Source organism: Bradyrhizobium sp. WSM1743, from assembly GCF_000473065.1.
Classification (GTDB): domain Bacteria; phylum Pseudomonadota; class Alphaproteobacteria; order Rhizobiales; family Xanthobacteraceae; genus Bradyrhizobium.
This window is the reverse complement of sequence record NZ_AXAZ01000015.1, coordinates 53,864-70,420: the sequence shown is the minus strand read 5'-3', so window position 1 is coordinate 70,420 and position 16,557 is coordinate 53,864. Positions and strand designations below refer to the sequence as shown.

At 64.7% G+C, this 16,557-nt stretch carries 18 protein-coding genes; 8 read left to right on the top strand and 10 right to left on the bottom strand.

Annotated features, from left to right (window positions below; all coding sequences use genetic code 11):
* Positions 1-43: 43 nt before the first annotated feature.
* Positions 44-1,495: a glycerol-3-phosphate dehydrogenase gene (locus YU9_RS0112515; RefSeq protein ID WP_027573146.1), complete on the bottom strand. Its 1,452-nt coding sequence runs from the start codon at positions 1,493-1,495 to the stop codon at positions 44-46.
* A gap of 34 nt (positions 1,496-1,529) precedes the next feature.
* Positions 1,530-4,211: an EAL domain-containing protein gene (locus tag YU9_RS0112510; RefSeq protein ID WP_027573145.1), complete on the bottom strand. Its 2,682-nt coding sequence runs from the start codon at positions 4,209-4,211 to the stop codon at positions 1,530-1,532.
* A 202-nt stretch (positions 4,212-4,413) separates the two neighbouring features.
* Between YU9_RS0112510 and YU9_RS0112505 the strand changes: the two genes are divergently transcribed.
* On the top strand, positions 4,414-5,517 hold the full coding sequence (locus tag YU9_RS0112505) for an NAD(P)/FAD-dependent oxidoreductase (RefSeq protein WP_027573144.1): 1,104 nt from the start codon (positions 4,414-4,416) through the stop codon (positions 5,515-5,517).
* A 171-nt stretch (positions 5,518-5,688) separates the two neighbouring features.
* Here the strand turns inward: YU9_RS0112505 and YU9_RS0112500 are convergent, their stop codons facing one another.
* Entirely contained in the window at positions 5,689-5,868 is a 180-nt protein-coding gene (locus tag YU9_RS0112500; RefSeq protein WP_025034152.1) for a YdcH family protein, read from the bottom strand.
* A 328-nt stretch (positions 5,869-6,196) separates the two neighbouring features.
* Here YU9_RS0112500 and YU9_RS0112495 point away from each other — a divergent pair, with 328 nt between their 5' ends.
* From YU9_RS0112495 to YU9_RS0112485, 3 genes are all read left to right on the top strand, one after another.
* A complete protein-coding gene (locus tag YU9_RS0112495; protein WP_008546179.1) occupies positions 6,197-6,403 on the top strand; it encodes a YdcH family protein in 207 nt (68 codons plus the stop codon).
* A gap of 113 nt (positions 6,404-6,516) precedes the next feature.
* A complete protein-coding gene (locus tag YU9_RS0112490) occupies positions 6,517-6,732 on the top strand; it encodes a hypothetical protein (protein WP_027573143.1) in 216 nt (71 codons plus the stop codon).
* 21 nt (positions 6,733-6,753) lie between these two features.
* Entirely contained in the window at positions 6,754-7,005 is a 252-nt protein-coding gene (locus YU9_RS0112485) for a hypothetical protein (RefSeq protein ID WP_027573142.1), read from the top strand.
* Positions 7,006-7,007: 2 nt separating this feature from the next.
* On the opposite strand, the gene YU9_RS0112480 is transcribed toward YU9_RS0112485, so the two are convergent.
* Positions 7,008-7,733, bottom strand: a complete 726-nt coding sequence (locus tag YU9_RS0112480; RefSeq protein ID WP_027573141.1) for a GGDEF domain-containing protein — start codon at positions 7,731-7,733, stop codon at positions 7,008-7,010.
* Positions 7,734-7,875: 142 nt separating this feature from the next.
* Between YU9_RS0112480 and purE the strand changes: the two genes are divergently transcribed.
* Positions 7,876-8,364, top strand: coding sequence for a 5-(carboxyamino)imidazole ribonucleotide mutase (purE, locus tag YU9_RS0112475; RefSeq protein WP_027573140.1), 489 nt, complete (start codon positions 7,876-7,878; stop codon positions 8,362-8,364).
* Positions 8,361-9,467 (top strand): 5-(carboxyamino)imidazole ribonucleotide synthase, encoded by a 1,107-nt coding sequence (locus YU9_RS0112470; protein ID WP_027573139.1) that lies wholly within the window; start codon positions 8,361-8,363, stop codon positions 9,465-9,467. Before purE ends, YU9_RS0112470 begins: the two co-directional genes overlap by 4 nt.
* A gap of 96 nt (positions 9,468-9,563) precedes the next feature.
* Here the strand turns inward: YU9_RS0112470 and aqpZ are convergent, their stop codons facing one another.
* The gene (aqpZ, locus tag YU9_RS0112465; RefSeq protein ID WP_027573138.1) at positions 9,564-10,286 is read right to left on the bottom strand and encodes an aquaporin Z; all 723 of its coding nucleotides are present in this window, start codon (positions 10,284-10,286) and stop codon (positions 9,564-9,566) included.
* Between the two features lie 260 nt (positions 10,287-10,546).
* On the opposite strand from aqpZ, the gene rpsU reads away from it, so the two are divergent.
* Both rpsU and YU9_RS0112455 read left to right on the top strand, forming a co-directional pair.
* The gene (gene rpsU / locus YU9_RS0112460; RefSeq protein WP_027573137.1) at positions 10,547-10,843 is read left to right on the top strand and encodes a 30S ribosomal protein S21; all 297 of its coding nucleotides are present in this window, start codon (positions 10,547-10,549) and stop codon (positions 10,841-10,843) included.
* A gap of 224 nt (positions 10,844-11,067) precedes the next feature.
* Entirely contained in the window at positions 11,068-11,718 is a 651-nt protein-coding gene (locus YU9_RS0112455; RefSeq protein WP_027573136.1) for a tetratricopeptide repeat protein, read from the top strand.
* Between the two features lie 26 nt (positions 11,719-11,744).
* Here YU9_RS0112455 and YU9_RS0112450 read toward each other — a convergent pair whose 3' ends face one another.
* From YU9_RS0112450 to YU9_RS0112430, 5 genes are all read right to left on the bottom strand, one after another.
* Entirely contained in the window at positions 11,745-12,668 is a 924-nt protein-coding gene (locus YU9_RS0112450; protein WP_027573135.1) for a hypothetical protein, read from the bottom strand.
* A 91-nt stretch (positions 12,669-12,759) separates the two neighbouring features.
* Complete coding sequence (locus YU9_RS0112445; RefSeq protein WP_027573134.1) at positions 12,760-13,044, bottom strand: cupin domain-containing protein; 285 nt, start codon at positions 13,042-13,044, stop codon at positions 12,760-12,762.
* 11 nt (positions 13,045-13,055) lie between these two features.
* Positions 13,056-14,153, bottom strand: a complete 1,098-nt coding sequence (locus YU9_RS0112440; RefSeq protein WP_027573133.1) for a calcium:proton antiporter — start codon at positions 14,151-14,153, stop codon at positions 13,056-13,058.
* A gap of 49 nt (positions 14,154-14,202) precedes the next feature.
* Positions 14,203-15,537 carry a sodium:proton antiporter gene (locus tag YU9_RS0112435; protein ID WP_027573132.1) on the bottom strand — a complete coding sequence of 445 codons (1,335 nt, stop codon included), beginning with the start codon at positions 15,535-15,537 and terminating at the stop codon, positions 14,203-14,205.
* 97 nt (positions 15,538-15,634) lie between these two features.
* A complete protein-coding gene (locus YU9_RS0112430) occupies positions 15,635-16,432 on the bottom strand; it encodes an alpha/beta hydrolase (protein ID WP_027573131.1) in 798 nt (265 codons plus the stop codon).
* Positions 16,433-16,557 lie beyond the last annotated feature (125 nt).

Genomic DNA, 16,557 nt, shown 5'->3' with positions numbered 1-16,557 from the left:
TATCTGCGGTGAAGCTCCCGGATTGCGCTTCGCTCCATCCGGGCTATGCCATGAACGCAGCCAGCGCATTGCAGTCCGCAGCAGGCATGGTCAGGCCCAGCTTGGAACGGCGCCACAGAATGTCATCCGCAAAACGCGCCCATTCGCAGTCCATGAGATAGCGCACCTCCGCGCCGGTCAGTTCGGGGCCGAAGGCGGGGCCGAGGTCCTCGCGCGTCTTCGCCTCGCCCAGCACCGCCGGCAGCCGCGAGCCATAGGCCGCGACCAGCCGCTCGGCCTGCGGCTCCGACAGAAAGCGCCAACGGTCGCGCGCGAGGTCGACCTCGGTGTCGAAACGATCCCAGGCGAAATCTCCACCCGGTAGCGCAGCCCCGGCGGTCCAGGGCGGCGACATCGGATAGAACGGCGTCAGCTTCGTCACCGCCCGCTCCGCGCGCAGGCGCGCGGTGGTGACGTCGCCGCCGAACATCGTGAGCAGCGGCGCCTTGCGCCGGCGCGCGTGGAACAGCGTCGTCTCGTGGCGTCCGCGCGCGGACGCCAGCGCCAGGTTGACGCCGGAGACCGTGCGGACCACGTCGGTCGGGGCAACGCGCTCGCGGAAATAGCGGCTGGCGGCCTCGCAGAGATAGCTGACGTCGGTCCCTCGCATGGCGACGATGGCGGGATCGCCCGTGAAGGCGTGCGTGACCGTGCCGATCAGTGTGAAGTCGCGCTCGAAGGGCCGGGCGAAGATCAGCCGCCCGTCACTGTTCTGGAAGACGTAGACGTTTTCAGAATCGAACAGCCTGGGCACGATGATCTGGCTCATCTGGGTGGCCGCCATCGCCAGCTGCGGCTGCCGCAGCACGGTCTCCGCGACCATTGAGGTCCAGCCGCCGGTGGCGTTGGCCAGCGCCCGCGCCGTGACGGTACGGCGATGGCCGCGATCGACCACAGCGAGGCGCCAGGTATCGGTTCGATCGGCACGCACGCAGCGTGCCCCGGTCCGGATCGCCGCGCCACGTTCGGCCGCGTCCAGCGCCGTGAGCACCACCAGACGGGAATCGTCGACGACGCAGTCCGAATATTCGAACGCCGTGCGGAATGGGCGCTTCAGCGCGTTGCCGACCGGATGATGGGTGATGTCGAGGGTCGTCGATCCGGGCAGGCCGCTCCGGCCGGCTAGGCTGTCATAGATGAACAGGCCGGCGCGCAGCAGCCACGGTGGACGCTCGTCCGCATGCGCAGGAATCACGAAGCGCATCGGCCGGACCAGATGCGGCGCGATCCGGAGCCAGGTCCGGCGCTCGGCCAGAGCCCGGCGTACCCGCCAAAAACCGCGGCGCTCCAGCACCGAGAGATCGCCGTGGATCAGCCGCGGTGTTGCCGACGATGCCGCACCGCCGAGATCGCCCTGCTCGAACAGGATCACCCGCAGGCCGCGGCCCGCCGCATCGCGGGCGAGGCTGACACCGTTCAGGCCGCCGCCGATGATCGCAAGATCGTAATCCGCCATGAGGCCGTCGAATGGGAGCGAAACGCTCTCATCACTAACCGGTCTTGAGCGCAAGCTCCATGGCTTCAGCGCGGCCGATGAGACCGGCATATTTGCCGATCGGCAGCGGCTTGCCGAGCAGATAGCCCTGCACGCCGTCACAGCCCTCCTTGGCGAGGAAGGCGAGCTGGTCCACCGTCTCGACGCCCTCGGCGATGATCGACATTTCGAGGCCGTGGCCGAGATCGATCACGGCACGCACGATCGCCGCCGATTGCGGGTTGCGGCCGAGATTGATGATGAAGGCGCGGTCGATCTTGATCTTGTCGAACGGGAACGCCTGGAGGTAGCTCAGCGAGGAGTAACCGCTGCCGAAATCGTCCATGGAAATGCGCACGCCGAGCGCCTTGAGGCGGCGCAGCAGCGCAAGGCCGCGGTCGAAATCCTCGATCAGCACCCCCTCGGTGATCTCGAGCTCGAGCCGGCCCGGTGCGAGACCCGTCTCGATCAGGATCGAATGGACGAGGCCAACCACGTCACCGTGCATGAACTGCGCTGGCGACAGGTTGACCGCGACCTGGAGCGGCTTCGGCCAGGACGCCGCCTCGCGACAGGCCTCGCGCAGGATCCACTCGCCCATCTCGACGATCAGGCCGCTCTCCTCGGCGATCGGGATGAATTCAGCCGGCGAGACCTGGCCGCGCACCGGATGCTGCCAGCGCGCCAATGCCTCGAAGCCGATGATCTCGCTCTCGGCGACGCTGTGGCCGGCGGCCCCCTGTGGCTGGAAGGCGAGCGAGAGCTCACCGTTCTTGACCGCCATGGAGAGATCCTGGTGCAGCACGCGGCGATCGCGGATCTGCTGGTCCATCTCCGGCTGGTAGAGGCTGATCGTGCCGCGCGACTTCTGCTTGGCGCGGAACAGCGCAGCGCCCGCATTGGCGAGCAGGGAGGCGCCATCCGTGCCATTGTGCGGGAAGATCGACATGCCGGTGGTGATGCCGGCGCGCACCGGCCGGCCATCGATCTGGAACTCCTGCGCGACCGCCTCGCCGATCTGCCGCGCCAGCGCAAGACCCGCTTCCGGCTGCTTGCCGTCGATGATCAGGCCGAACTCGTCGCCGGACAGGCGCGCCACTACGCCGCCCCGCGCGGAGTCCTGGAGCCGCTGGGCCACCTCGATCAGGAGCTTGTCGCCGAGCGCATGGCCGAAGACGTCGTTGACCTCCTTGAGCCCATCGAGGTCGACGCAAAGCACGGCGAACTCCTCGTCGGTGCCTTCGCAGGCCTCGATCATCTGGGTCAGCGCCTGCAGGAAGGCGGCACGGTTCGGCAGATCGGTGAGACCGTCATGATAGGCCATGTGCGCCATGCGCGACTCGGTCTGTCGGCGGTCCGTGACGTCTTCATGGGTCTTGATCAGATATTGCGGTTCGCCGGCGTCGCTGAGCACGGTGGCGCGGCGGGTCAGGAATAGCCGCAGGCCGTCCTTGGTGGAGATCGGATGCTCCTCGGTGATCATCCCGCGCTTCTTGATCGCGGCCTCGTCACGCGCGATGATCAGCTTCGCTTCCTTGGCGTTGAAGATGTCGGACGCAGTCAGCCCGGTGGTTTCCTCGCGTTTGCGGTTGAGGATCGTCTCGGCACTGCGGTTGGCGAGCAGATAGCGGCCATCCTTGACCTCCTCCACGATCAGCGCGACCGGGATGTTGTCGACCACGAGCTCGAGGAACTTCTTGGTGCTCTCCAGCTCCTCCGACAGGGAGCGGCGGTCGGTGATGTCCTCGAACACCAGCAGCAGGAATCCGGGCCGGTTGCTTTCATTGCGCACCGCGATCCGGATCGAGGCGACCATGCGCCGCTCCCCGCCGCGCTCGACCTCGAATTCGTTGCGGAATTGGCCGTCCGGCGACTTGAGCGCGGCCTGGTCGCTTGCCTCGATCGTGGCCGCCGAGGCCGGCGCAAACAGCTCGCGCGCATTCTTGCCGACGACGTGGTCCCGCGAGAAACCCCAGAAGCGCTCATAGGCCGCATTGGCAAAGATGTAGCGGCCATCCTCGATGCTCTTGGCGGCCACGCAGGCCGGCACGTTGTCCAGCACCGTCTCCAGGAACTGCTTGGTCGAGGCGAGCTGCCGCGACAGCCTGCGCTGTTCGCTGACGTCGAGATGCGTCGCCACCGAGCCACCGTTCGGTAGCACGAAGAATTTCACCAGGATGGCCCGTCCGTCCGGCAGTTCGGTGATCAAGCCGTTGCTGCTTGCCGCCTTCTCGTAGAACTCGTCGTCAGAAGCGCCGAGCACCCCGCGCTTGCGCCGCAGCTCGAGGAGTTCATAGCCGGTCATGTTGGCCAGGATATCCGACCGCGTCAGGCCATAGATCTCGAGGTAGCGGTCGTTGCAGAAGATGACACGGCGCTGCGCATCCGTCATCACCACGCCCTGGTTGAGATTGTTCATGGCGGAGGAGATGAAGGCGTTGCGCCGCAACTGCAAACGCCGGGTCTGACGCAGCGAGGAATGGATCCACAGCGCGATCGCGGCGAGGAACGCGCAGACGACGATGCCCGCGATCAGGGCCTCCCAGATCACGTTGGGATCGAGCTTGGCGAGATCCGGAGCAGCGAAGCCGTTCGACAGCGCAACGGCGCGTGCAGGCGCGACCGCGCCGGCCAGGCACATCACGGCCTGCACAGCAATCGAAAGCGTGCTGCCCACGTGCCAGTTCTTCTCAGCCATCAGCCACCCGCGATTTCAGCGTCGGATTGTCTGGCCTCGCGGGTTTGGATCGGGTAAACGCCTGTACGCACAATGGAAAAATGTGACGTGGAATACGGCAATTGGCCTGACATGATAAATGCTTTCTTAACGGGAAATTCCCCTGCGCAGCCGCTCCCGGGCCTGATGCCACCGATGCCTCCGGCGGACATCCTGCACAACCATGGATAGGGTCGACTGCGTCGTCATCGGAGCCGGCGTGGTCGGTCTCGCGGTGGCCCGAAAGCTCGCGCAGGCCGGGCGCGAGGTGATCGTGCTCGAGGAAGCCGAGGCCATTGGAACCATCACCTCCTCGCGCAACAGCGAGGTGATCCATGCCGGCATCTACTACCGCGCCGGGAGCTGGATGGCGCGCACGTGCGTTGCCGGCAAGCACGCGCTCTACCGCTACTGCGCCGAGCGCGGCATCCCTCACAAGAATTGCGGCAAGCTGATCGTCGCGACCAGCCCGAAGGAGACCGAGAAGCTGCAATCGATCAAGGCGCATGCCGAGGCCAACGGCGTGCTCGACATGCAGCTGCTCTCGGGCGAGGCCGCGCGCGCGCTGGAGCCGGCGCTCGCCTGCGACGCTGCGCTGCTGTCACCGTCAACCGGCATCATCGACAGCCACGCCTACATGCTATCGTTGCGCGGCGAAGCCGAGGACGCCGGCGCCGCCTTCGCGTTTCACACCCCGCTGATCCGCGCCAAGGCAGCAGCCGGCTTCATCGAGATCGATGCCGGCGGCGAGGCACCGATGACTCTGCAATGCGACCTTCTCGTCAACGCCGCGGGGCTGTCGGCGACGAATGTGGCGCGCAACATCGACGGCATGCCGCTGGATCGGATTCCGCCGGCCTATCTCGCCAAGGGAAACTACTTCAGCTGCAACGCCAAGGCGCCGTTCTCGCGCCTGATCTATCCGGTGCCTGAGCCCGGCGGGTTAGGGGTCCATCTGACCCTGGACATGGCCGGGCAGGCGCGCTTCGGGCCTGACGTCGAGTGGATCGAAACGATCAACTACGAGGTCGACCCGTCACGGGCCGAGCGCTTCTACCCGGCGATCCGCAAATACTGGCCGACGCTGCCCGATGGCGCGCTGATGCCGAGCTATTCGGGCATCCGGCCGAAGATCGTGCCGCCGGCTGTGGCCACGCAGGACTTTCTGATGCAAGGCCCGCGCGATCACGGTGTCGCAGGGCTGATCAATCTGTTCGGCATCGAATCGCCGGGATTGACGTCGTCGCTCGCGATTGCCGATCACGTCGCCGAGCTCGCCGACATCTAGAGGGTTTCCGAGCGGAGTGGATACCGGTTCGCGTCAAGACAACGCGTCCAAACAAAAAACTAGCGCCGCGCAAAGATCTTGCACGGCGTGCACCTTGCAGCAGGGATGAGCACGAATGCTCTCACCCCTGCCTGAAAGGATGTGATCAACTCTACACTGTTGCGGGGTTTACTAGTGGAGCGTGTCGCCTTGCTTCAGACGCTCGATCTGGTCCTTGACCATCAACTTCCGGCGCTTCAACTCAACAATTTGCAGGTCGTCTGTTGAAAGGTGCACGAGAGCTTCGTGCAATTCGTTTTCGAGAAGTTTGTGCTTCCGTTCCAATTCAACGAGATGTGCCTGAATTGTCATTCGAAACCTCCTCGGTAGGGTTGAACCTCAGGATTCGATCCGGACGGCCAAGTCTACATCACCGATTCGCCCTGTCGATGGGTATCCGTCGTCGCAGCGTCATTTTTGAAAGTTCATATGTAACGAAGCGTGACTAAGGAACCACGCGGGAAAAATCCATGATATCAATGCGCCTGCGCAACGCCGCAGCTCCTCGCAGAAATATGTTGCGGGAGATCGGCGAGGGAGGGTCGCAGATCGCTTGCGATCACGCTGCGCAAGGACGATAATTTCCACAGGGCATCCACAGCCCAGATCTCACGCCTATCGGTTTTCGGCCACCGCAGACATGACCAATGAAGATGAGCGTGAGCTCGAAGCCGAGCTCACCCGGTTGCAGCAGGAACACCGAGACCTCGATGCGGCGATCGATGCGTTGCATCAATCGCCCGCCCCCGACCTATTGCGGTTACAACGGCTGAAGAAGCGCAAGCTGTTGTTGCGCGACCGCATCGCGTTCATCGAAGACCAGATTACCCCAGACATCATCGCCTGACCGTGAGCGGGTCTTTCGCGGCCGCTCGCCGCATCTGAATCCGCTTGACTCGAAAAGAACAAAATAGGAACATTCGAGCGGCCCAGCAAAGACAAGGCACAAGGACAACGCAGATGTCGGCAACGCCTCTTGACAACAGCCATTATGAACAGGCCTGCGATCAGGCGATCGCGATGTGCGACGGCAATCTGCGCAGCACCATCAAGGCGCTGATCATGGCCAACGAATATCTGGAAGCCGAGCTGGAGGAATTGCAGGCGGCGATTTCCGCCGGCTGCATTCCGGAGACCTCGCGCAGCAAGATGCGGAGCAAGAGCAGCGCCGCCTGAGTTCATCATTGGAGCAACGCCATGTCGGATGTGACCTACTACGTTGCAATGCCCTTCTTGATCGATGCCGACGGCTCGCCGGTCGCGGGAACTGCCGAGGAGTGCCAGACCTCGGCCGCCGCGTTGCGGCGCGCCGAGATATTGGCGCACGGTACCGGCCACATCGGCGCGGTCGCGTTCAGCCGCAGCGGCGATCCCATGACCGGCGAATTCGGCGATGCCAGGCTGCTGCGCAAATTCGGCAACGTGCCGGAAGATCTGTTGACGCTGTAAATTCAGCTGCTGACCAGCCTGATCGGCGGCTCGTGCCGGCGGTGCGCTTTGCGCACGTACATGGCGGCATCGGCCTCCTCCAGGGCGCGGCCTGCGTCGGAGTGGGGACCGAGCAACGCGACGCCGGCAGAAGCGCCCGCGGTCACGTGCTGGCCGCGAAAGGCGAAGGACAATTCGTCGATCGCCTGCTCCAAGGTCGCGGCCTTTGCCTTGGCATCGGTCTCGCTGAGATTCCAGAGCAACAGCGCGAACTCGTCGCCCCCGAGCCGGCCGACCACGTCGGAGGCACGGACCTGCCGCGTCAGAGTGGCGACAATCGCCTTGAGCACCTCGTCGCCGGCGGCATGGCCGAACGAATCGTTGATCGGCTTCAGCCGATCGACGTCGAGCACGATCAGCGCCCCGCTGGCGCGGTAGCGCTTCATATAGGCGATGGCGCGCGCGAGCTCGCGCTCGAAGCCGCGCCGGTTGGGAATCTCGAGCAGGAAATCGGTGTCGGCCGCAGCTTCCAGTTCCGCGACCCGGCGCTGCGCCTCCCTGAGCTTGGTCCGCAAGCCGCGGATCGTCGCCCTGATGTTGTCCTTGGCTCCATCATCGCCCGGCGTGGCGGGCCGCGGCGGCTTCGCCGGACGCTTGGTCAGCCGTTTGGGGGCGGCGTTGGATCGGCCGGTGCTGGTCTTCCGGCCCTCTTTGGCCTTCGCGGCGCTAGCCCTTTTTGGTTTCTTCATGGGCATCCTGCTCAATGAAGGCTTGCGGGGATTCACCAAGACAGGATAGTGGATTCCCTTCTCCTTGCCACCGCCTTGCGAGCCGCCGGCCGGAACCGTTAATCTGGCCTATCTTTCTGTTTTTCCGGGCACAATTGACGTCATGACCGCGCCGATCGCCATCATCATGGGAAGCCAGTCGGACTGGGACACGATGCGGCATGCCGCCGACACGCTTGATGCGCTCGGCATTGCCGTCGACAGCCGCGTCGTCTCGGCCCACCGCACTCCCGACCGGCTGTTTGCTTTCGCCAAGGGCGCCAAGGCCGCGGGTTACAAGGTCATCATCGCCGGCGCCGGCGGCGCCGCACATCTGCCCGGCATGGCGGCGGCGCTGACGGAACTCCCGGTATTCGGCGTTCCCGTCGAATCCAAGACACTCAAGGGCGTCGATTCGCTCTATTCGATCGTCCAGATGCCCGCGGGTATCCCGGTCGGCACCCTCGCCATCGGCAAGGCCGGCGCGATCAACGCCGCGCTGCTGGCAGCCGCCGTGCTGGCATTGTCCGACCCGGCCCTGTCCGATCGCCTCGCCGCCTGGCGCAAGGCGCAGACCGACGCGGTTGCCGAGCGTCCGGAGGACAAGGCGTGACTGACGCAAAGCAGGTGAAGCTGAAGCCCGGCGACACCATCGGAATCCTCGGCGGCGGACAATTGGGGCGGATGCTGGCCATGGCCGCGGCGCGGCTCGGCCTGCGCTGCCAGGTGTTCTCGCCCGATCCGGACTCGCCGGCCTTCGACGTCGTGCTGAACGCGACCTGCGCCGAATATGCCGATGTCGAGGCGCTTGAGCTGTTCGCGAGCGACGTCGATGTCATCACTTACGAATTCGAGAACGTGCCGGCGGCGGCCGCGATGGTGCTGGACGCGCGCCGCCCGGTGCTGCCCAATCGCAGGATTCTCGAGACCACCCAGGACCGGCTCGCCGAGAAGGATTTCGTGACGAAGCTCGGCATCGGCACTGCGGCCTATGCGGACGTCATCTCCGTCTCCTCGCTGCGCGAGGCGATCCTGAGGATCGGCCTCCCGGCGGTGCTGAAGACCCGCCGCTTCGGCTATGACGGCAAGGGCCAGGCCATTATCCGCGAGGGCGACGACATCGCCAAGGTGTGGACCAGTCTCGCCACCAAATCGGCAATCCTGGAGGCCTTCGTGCCGTTCGAGCGCGAAATCTCGGTGATCGCCGCGCGTTCGGCCGCAGGCGATGTCGAGTGTTTCGACGTGACCGAGAACGAGCACCGCGACCACATCCTGAAAGTGTCGCGGGCGCCCGCGCCAATCCCCGACGCGCTCGCGGACGAGGCGCGCAACGTCGCGAGCAAGATTGCGACTGCGCTCGACTATGTCGGCGTCCTGACGGTGGAGATGTTCGTGCTTGCCAACGGCACCGGACCGAAGGTGCTGGTCAACGAGATCGCCCCGCGCGTGCACAATTCCGGGCACTGGACGCTCGACGGCGCCTCGGTCTCGCAGTTCGAGCAGCACATCCGCGCCATCGCCGGCTGGCCGCTCGGCAAGCCCGTGCGCCACGGCGACGTCGTCACCATGACCAACCTGATCGGCGATGAGATCAACGATTACGACAAGTGGCTGACCGTTCCGGGCGCAACCGTGCACATCTACGGCAAGGGCGCGCCGCGCCCCGGCCGCAAGATGGGTCACGTCACCGAAGTTCGCCCCGCCAGGGACAAGTGATGGGACCGCAGTAGACGCTGCGATCCCGCTTGGCCATTTCTCTTTTGACGCATTTTCTTTACGCGAACCGGTATCCACTTCGCTCGAAAACGCTTCCTACGCCGTCTTCACGCCCGCGACGACGCCGGTGGGCTCCTCGCTGAGCCAGCGATAGATCACCCCACCGAGCGCGCCGCCGATCAGCGGAGCAACCCAGAACAACCAAAGCTGCGACAGCGCCCAGCCGCCGACGAATAGCGCGGGGCCGGTGCTGCGCGCCGGGTTCACCGAGGTGTTGGTGACGGGAATGCTGACGAGATGGATCATCACCAGCGCGAGCCCGATCGCGAGCGGTGCGAAACCCGCCGGCGCGCGGCCATGGGTGGCACCCATGATGATGAACAGGAACATCATGGTCATCACCACCTCGGTGAGGAAGCATACGATCATGCTGTACTGGCCTGGCGAATGCGCGTCATAGCCGTTTGACGCAAAGCCCTTGCCGACATCGAAGCCGGGCGCCCCGCTCGCGATGACATAGAGGAGCCACGCGGCGACGATCGCGCCCGCCACCTGGGCGATCAAGTAAGGCAGGATCTGGCCCGCCGGAAAGCGGCCACCGGCGAAGAGACCGACCGTGACGGCCGGGTTGAGATGGCAGCCCGAGATGTGGCCGATCGCATAGGCCATGGTGACCACGCTCAGTCCGAAGGCGAAGGAGACGCCGACGAGGCCGATGCCGACCTGGGGGAAGCCGGCGGCGATCACCGCGCTCCCGCAACCCGCGAATGTGAGCCAGAAGGTGCCGATGGCTTCGGCAGCGTATTTTTTCATGTCCATTGTGGTCCCCTCATTGCAAAGATTCCGGAACAAAGCTCCGGTCGCGGCCCCGTCCATGGCGTCAAACCGCCCAAATCGGGGCCGCATGGAGGTATTTTCGCCGCATTTGATGGCCGAACTTGGCCCGAAAACCCGCTTGGCCGGTGGACATCTCCGGTTTTGTCTGATACATCCCCGCGCTCAAGGTTAAGGGCTTGCGCGTTTTGCCATCCCTTTGACTTACCAGAATTCAAATCCGATCCACCTGAAGAGGATGCCGCGTGCAGGTTCTCGTTCGCGATAACAATGTCGATCAAGCCCTCAAGGCGCTGAAGAAGAAGATGCAGCGCGAGGGAATTTTCCGCGAGATGAAGCTCCGCGGTCATTACGAGAAGCCCTCCGAGAAGAAGGCCCGCGAAAAGGCCGAAGCCGTGCGCCGTGCGCGCAAGCTGGCCCGCAAGAAGCTGCAGCGCGAAGGCCTGCTGCCGATGAAGCCGAAGCCGGTGTTCGGTGCCGGTCCCGGCGGTGATCGCGGCGCTCGTGGCGGCGCTGGTGCAGGCCCGCGCGGCCCGCGCTGATTTGCCGAACCTGTAAGACCTCGGTTTTCGATAACGCGGGCCCTTGGCCCGCGTTGTTGTTTGTGAGCGGTGCCTTTCTGGGACGGGCACACTACGATGCGGCGCTAAAGCGCGATGAGACTAGGACGAATTATTATCGCGCTTTAGTTTGTTGTTTGAGCATGATCTCTTCGGAAAACCGCTTCACACTTTTCGGATCATGCTCTAGCGCGAGCGAACCGTAGATGGCCTCTCCTTTCCCCGAGCGTGGCTTGCCGCGGCTACGCCAGATCTGGCGGCACCCGCTCGCGCTGGCCGTGATGGGGATCGCGCTCTGCGGCTGCTCGTTCGATCTCGGATCGCTACTCCCTGAGAAGGACAAGCCGCAGGAAGCACCCAAGGCGGCCGCGCCCGCCGAGAGCGCGGTGAGCGCCGGCAACGTCACCGAATCCCAAGCCCACACCGCAAAGGCCCAGTCCCTGGCCAAGTCAGGCGAGACCGCGGCAGCGCTCGACGAGTTCAATCGCGCGGTCGGGCTCGATCCCTACAATGCGCAGGCCCTCTATGGCCGCGCGCTGATCTACCAGGGCAAGAACCAGCACGACTTCGCGATCGCCGATTTCAGCGCCGCGAGCGGGCTCAACCCGCAAAAGGCCGAGCCGCTGCTCGGCCGCGCCAACAGCTATCTCGCGCTCGGCAAGGTCAAGGAGGCCGCAGCCGATCTCGATGAAGCCTCCGAGGCCGATCCGCACAACGCCCAGGTCTGGACCGCGCGCGGACAGGCCTATGAGCGGCTGGGCGATAGGGCCAAGGCGGCGGCGTCCTACAATAAGGCCGTCGCGCTGCGTCCACGCGATGACGCCGCCCGTAGCGGCCTCGCCCGCGTCGGCGGCTGACGATTTGGCACAACGCGGGCGCAGTTTTAGTCGGGGGTGGCGCTCTTCGGCAGAACGGCGTTGAACATCGACTTCATGCCCGACAGCATCTCGTCGGCGACATTGGTCTTCTTCGGCCGCGGCATGGAGGTGCCAGCGTCGGCACGCAGATCGAGCGGTGGCGCGATGATCGGCACGGGAATGTCAGCCGGCGGCGTCACCCGATTCGGATCGTCGCTGCTGATCGAGGCCGTGTAGGGCGGATGGGAGCCACCATTGCCATAGGCCTCAGATGAGGGCGTCGATACCGTGATCGGCGGCGGCAGCGGACGGACCGGGGTCGGCTCCACACCAACGACTCGCGGAGCCTCGGGCGTGCGGGCGGCTTCCCGCACCACGGGCTCTGCCGGCCTCTCGGCCGGCTTGGTATCCGACGAGCGAACCTCGGCGGGCTTGGCTTCCGAAGATCTGGCCTCTGCGGCCTTGCCCTCAGGCGACTTGCGCAGACGCTCGATCGCAGCGCGCGCGAGATCGTTGGCGTCGGGGGTGGCGGCCGGGGAAGCCGCGGTCGCGGCCGAGTTGGCCTCAACCACGGGAGCAGCGGCAGCCGGAGCGGACTTGGCCGCGGCCTTGTCACGCGCAGAGGAACGGCCGCGCGGGCTGGTTTCAGCGGGAGCCACGTCGGCAGCCTTGGTCTCGGCAGCCGCCTGATGATCGACGGGCTTCTCGACCGCCGCCTTGTCCGTGACGCTCTTCTCGGAGATGCCCTTGGCTTTGACGCCGGGGGCAGGAAGGTTGGCGGCATCCGTGGGCTTGCCGTCACTGCCAGTCTGGGCAGGCGCGACCACGGCGGCTGGGGTGTCGGCCGCCGGCTTGGCGTTGATGTAATGATTAACGATGTAGGCCCCGATGATCGTCGCGAGCACCGAGGGGAAGATATCCATCGAAATTTTTGCGAGGTATTTCAGCATTCCGACCACTCCCCGCGCGATCTGATGCGGGAACTTTAGGGCATTGTGAGGGATCAACTGCGACGGATCGATGGCAAACAGTCGCACCAACTTAACGTTTTAGCTCGATTTCAAGGAACACGATCTCAGTTGAGGTTTCGTTAAGTACGTCATGTTGGACGCCCGCCTTGCGGAAATAGGATTTTCCGGCGGCGAGCTGCGCCTTGGACCGCTCGCCATTGGGCGCCACGATGGTCATCTCGCCTGCGACCACCGGAACAATCACGTAGTCCATCCCGTGGGTGTGATGGCCGGTCGCGCTCCCCGGGGCAAGCCGCCATTCCGTCACCCGGACCTCTTCGTTGTCGACCTGAATCTCGGACTTGGCGGCAAGCATTGGGATTCCCTCTAGGGCACGAAAACCATGAACACATAGACGGCAAATACCACCATATGGACCAGGCCGAACAGGACATTGGTCCTGCCCGTGCCGAAGGTCAGCATGCTCAGGAAGAAGGTCAGCAGCAAAAGCACGCTGCCCTGGGCGCTGAGGCCGAGCTCGAGCTCCTTGTCGAGCGCGTAGGTGGCGACGCCGACCGCAGGGATCGTGAGACCAATGGTCGCCAGCGACGAGCCGAGCGCAAGGTTGATGCTCTTCTGCAGGTCGTTCCGGCGGGCCGCCGCGATGGCCGCGACGCCCTCGGGCATCAGGATCAGCAGCGCGACCAGAAGCCCGGCGAAGGCCGGCGGCGCACCGATCCTGGCGCCGACGGCATCTACCACCAATGAGAATTTCTTGGCGAGCAGCACGACCGCCAGCAGCGAGACCAGGAGCAGCGCCACGGTGAGCACGAGCGTCCCCGCCGACAGGTGCACCTCCCCGCCCTCGCCCTCCGCCCGTTCATGAACGAAGTAGTCCTTGTGCAGGACGGTCTGGGTGTAGAGAAAGACGCCGTACAGCGCGAGCGTGACGACGTCGACGAAGCCGAGCTGAATCGCGGAATAGACCGGGCCCGGTGTGGTGGTGGTGTAGTTCGGCAGGATCAGCGTGATGGTCGCGAGCGCGAACAGCACGCTAAGATAGACGTTGGCGCCAGAGAGCTGAAAACCCTGCTCGCGATAGCGCAGGCCGCCGATGAAGATGCAGAGGCCGACGAGGCCGTTGCAGACGATCATGACCACGGCGAACACGGTGTCGCGGGCCAGTGCCGGGGCAGGCTTGTCGCCCAGCATGATCGTGGTGATCAGCGCCACCTCGATGATGGTCACCGAGAGCGTCAGCACCAGCGTGCCATAGGGTTCGCCGACCCGCTCCGCGATCACTTCGGCATGATGAACCGCGGCGAACACCGTGCCGAACAGAATAACCAGAAGGACGATGGCGAAGACGAGCCCGCCAAACGACAGCGTGAACACATAACCCGTCGCGCTGACGGCTGCGAACAACAGCACGGCCAGCGCCGGGAAGATCCAGGCCGACCGGGGCATCGGGCTATGTGCGCTCATCCACCGCTTCCAGTTGCTTGAATGAGCAGTATCAAATCAGGCGCGAGATTCAATGCCAGTGCAGGATCGGGGCGATCGGCAGGAACGTCAACAGCAGGAACAGCGGGATCAGCACGGCGCCCGCGCGCAGGAGATAGCCGAAGAAGCTCGGCATCTCGATGCCATTCTCGCTGGCAATGCTGCTCACCATGAAGTTCGGCGCGTTGCCGACATAGGTGAGCGCACCCATGTAGACCGCCCCCATGGAGATCGAGGCGAGCGTGCCCGAGAGCTCATGCATCAGCACCTGCGGGTTGCCACCGGCGAGCTCGAAGAACAACAGATATGTCGGCGCGTTGTCGAGGAACGCGGACATCAGGCCGGTGAACCAGAAATAGGCGGCCTCGCGCGGTGCGCCGTTCGGCTCCGTCACGGCCGACAGCAGCCAAGCGAACGCACCGTGATGGCCGGCATTGAGCATGGCAATGACCGGGATGATGGCGACAAAGATCCCCGCGAACAGTTTGGCGACCTCGCGGATCGGCTCCCAGGTGAAGCCGTTGGCTTGCCTGTGCTCATCGGGCGTCAGCCACACCGACAGCGCAGCAATCGCCAGCAGCACCAGATTGCGGACGACGTCCTCCAGCTCCAGCTTGGTGCCGAGAACGTCGAACGCAATGCCGGGCTTCCACATCGCCGCGGCGAGCAGGCTGGCGACAATGGCCGCGATCAGCACGAGATTGACGAGGCCGCGGATGCGGACCGGCTGCGCGGGGCCGGTGTCATCGGGCGGCGGCTCGCTCCGGAAGCGCCAGGCGTCGATGGCGACGAAGATCGCGAGCAGCAGCCCGGCCACGATCACGGTCTGCAACCAGATGGTCCGCGTGGTCCAGAAGAAGTCGACGCCGTGCAGGAAACCGACGAACAGCGGGGGATCGCCAAGCGGGCTCAGCGCGCCGCCGACATTGGCAACCAGGATGATGAAGAAGATGACGACATGGGTGTTGTGGCGCCGCAGCCGGTTGGCGCGGAGCAAGGGGCGGATCAGGATCATCGCGGCACCCGTGGTGCCGACGACGCTCGCCCCGAACGTGCCAAGTGCGAGGATGCCCACATTGGTCGCGGGCGTCGCCTTGATGTCCCCTGTGATGAGGATGCCACCGGCCACGACATAGAGCGCGAACAGCAGCACGATGAAACCAAGATATTCGGCGAGCATGGCGTGAACGAGCGCCGCCAGCGCCGCTGTGCTGCCGGCGAAGACGACGAGCGAGGCGAGCGCCAGCAGCGACCAAGCCGCGGCGATCTTGCCGTAATGATGATGCCAGAATTTCGCAAACAGCAGCGGCCCCAGGGCGATCGACAGCAACAAGCCGGCAAAGGGCAGCGCATAGGGCCAGCGCATCGCCGCACCGTCGAGCCCGGTCGCCGCAAGCGCATTCTGCGGCAGAAACGTCAAGCAGGAGACAGCGAGGGCGGGAACGTAACGTTTAGCCAAGCTGTCAGCCGCCAATGAAGCCTCTCGCCGTTTCGATCGCGCCATATTGATCGAGATTGTCGTGCCCGCCGCCCACCATGCGAACGAACCGCTTGGGCTCATGGGCGATTGCGAATAGACGCTCTCCGAAGATGATCGAGATGGCAAGGTCATTGGTGCCATGCATGACAAGCAGCGGCACCGTGACGCGCGCCATGCGCTGATCCGAATGGAACGGATCGTGCATCAGAAGGCGGACCGGAACGAACCAGAACGACGAAGCCGCAACGTCGACGGTTGATGTATAAGGCGCCTCCAGGATGAGCTTTCCAACGCGATGTTCCGAGGCGATGGCAACTGCCACGCCCGTCCCCAGAGAGAAGCCCCACGTGACGATTCGTTCCGCTCCATAGCGCGCAGTGGTGAAGGCGTAAGCGGCCGCAGCATCGTACAGCAGCCCCTGTTCGCTCGGCATCCCGCTCGAGCCGGCATAGCCGCGATAGGACAGGGCAACGAGGCCGGTGCCGTCGGCGGTCACCGCCTTGAAACGGCTGACGCGGCCGGCGAGAAAATCTCCATTGCCCGGAAAGTACAGGATCACAGAATGACCGGGCTTGGCCGGCACGTGCCAGACGATGACCTTCTCACCATCCGACGTAGTCAGAACGTGCTCTTCCGCCTCGGGAAGGCCTGCGGCATCGGGAGCGGTGCGGCCGACGGGCGGGATCGGAAACAGCATCTCGCGCTGGCGGACATACAGCACGAGGAGACCGGCGCAATAGACAGTTACGAGGACAATGGCGGTCCACTTGACGATGGTCATCATTGCCCGGCCCGGTCGTCGGTTGAGACCAAGGCTTGCGACGGCTCCGCAGCAATTTCATGACATCGGGCTGCAGGTCCGGCGGAATATCGCCGCAGCCGCACGCCACCTTGTCGGCAGCGTGC

What these genes read in the sequence shown, in the direction of transcription:
- YU9_RS0112515 (WP_027573146.1), bottom strand. Translation starts at nt 1,495, where the DNA reads ATGGCGGATTACGATCTTGCGATCATCGGCGGCGGCCTGAACGGTGTC.
- YU9_RS0112510 (WP_027573145.1), bottom strand. Translation starts at nt 4,211, where the DNA reads ATGGCTGAGAAGAACTGGCACGTGGGCAGCACGCTTTCGATTGCTGTG.
- YU9_RS0112505 (WP_027573144.1), top strand. Translation starts at nt 4,414, where the DNA reads ATGGATAGGGTCGACTGCGTCGTCATCGGAGCCGGCGTGGTCGGTCTC.
- YU9_RS0112500 (WP_025034152.1), bottom strand. Translation starts at nt 5,868, where the DNA reads ATGACAATTCAGGCACATCTCGTTGAATTGGAACGGAAGCACAAACTT.
- YU9_RS0112495 (WP_008546179.1), top strand. Translation starts at nt 6,197, where the DNA reads ATGACCAATGAAGATGAGCGTGAGCTCGAAGCCGAGCTCACCCGGTTG.
- YU9_RS0112490 (WP_027573143.1), top strand. Translation starts at nt 6,517, where the DNA reads ATGTCGGCAACGCCTCTTGACAACAGCCATTATGAACAGGCCTGCGAT.
- YU9_RS0112485 (WP_027573142.1), top strand. Translation starts at nt 6,754, where the DNA reads ATGTCGGATGTGACCTACTACGTTGCAATGCCCTTCTTGATCGATGCC.
- YU9_RS0112480 (WP_027573141.1), bottom strand. Translation starts at nt 7,733, where the DNA reads ATGAAGAAACCAAAAAGGGCTAGCGCCGCGAAGGCCAAAGAGGGCCGG.
- purE (WP_027573140.1), top strand. Translation starts at nt 7,876, where the DNA reads ATGACCGCGCCGATCGCCATCATCATGGGAAGCCAGTCGGACTGGGAC.
- aqpZ (WP_027573138.1), bottom strand. Translation starts at nt 10,286, where the DNA reads ATGGACATGAAAAAATACGCTGCCGAAGCCATCGGCACCTTCTGGCTC.
- YU9_RS0112455 (WP_027573136.1), top strand. Translation starts at nt 11,068, where the DNA reads ATGGCCTCTCCTTTCCCCGAGCGTGGCTTGCCGCGGCTACGCCAGATC.
- YU9_RS0112450 (WP_027573135.1), bottom strand. Translation starts at nt 12,668, where the DNA reads ATGCTGAAATACCTCGCAAAAATTTCGATGGATATCTTCCCCTCGGTG.
- YU9_RS0112445 (WP_027573134.1), bottom strand. Translation starts at nt 13,044, where the DNA reads ATGCTTGCCGCCAAGTCCGAGATTCAGGTCGACAACGAAGAGGTCCGG.
- YU9_RS0112440 (WP_027573133.1), bottom strand. Translation starts at nt 14,153, where the DNA reads ATGAGCGCACATAGCCCGATGCCCCGGTCGGCCTGGATCTTCCCGGCG.
- YU9_RS0112435 (WP_027573132.1), bottom strand. Translation starts at nt 15,537, where the DNA reads ATGCGCTGGCCCTATGCGCTGCCCTTTGCCGGCTTGTTGCTGTCGATC.
- YU9_RS0112430 (WP_027573131.1), bottom strand. Translation starts at nt 16,432, where the DNA reads ATGACCATCGTCAAGTGGACCGCCATTGTCCTCGTAACTGTCTATTGC.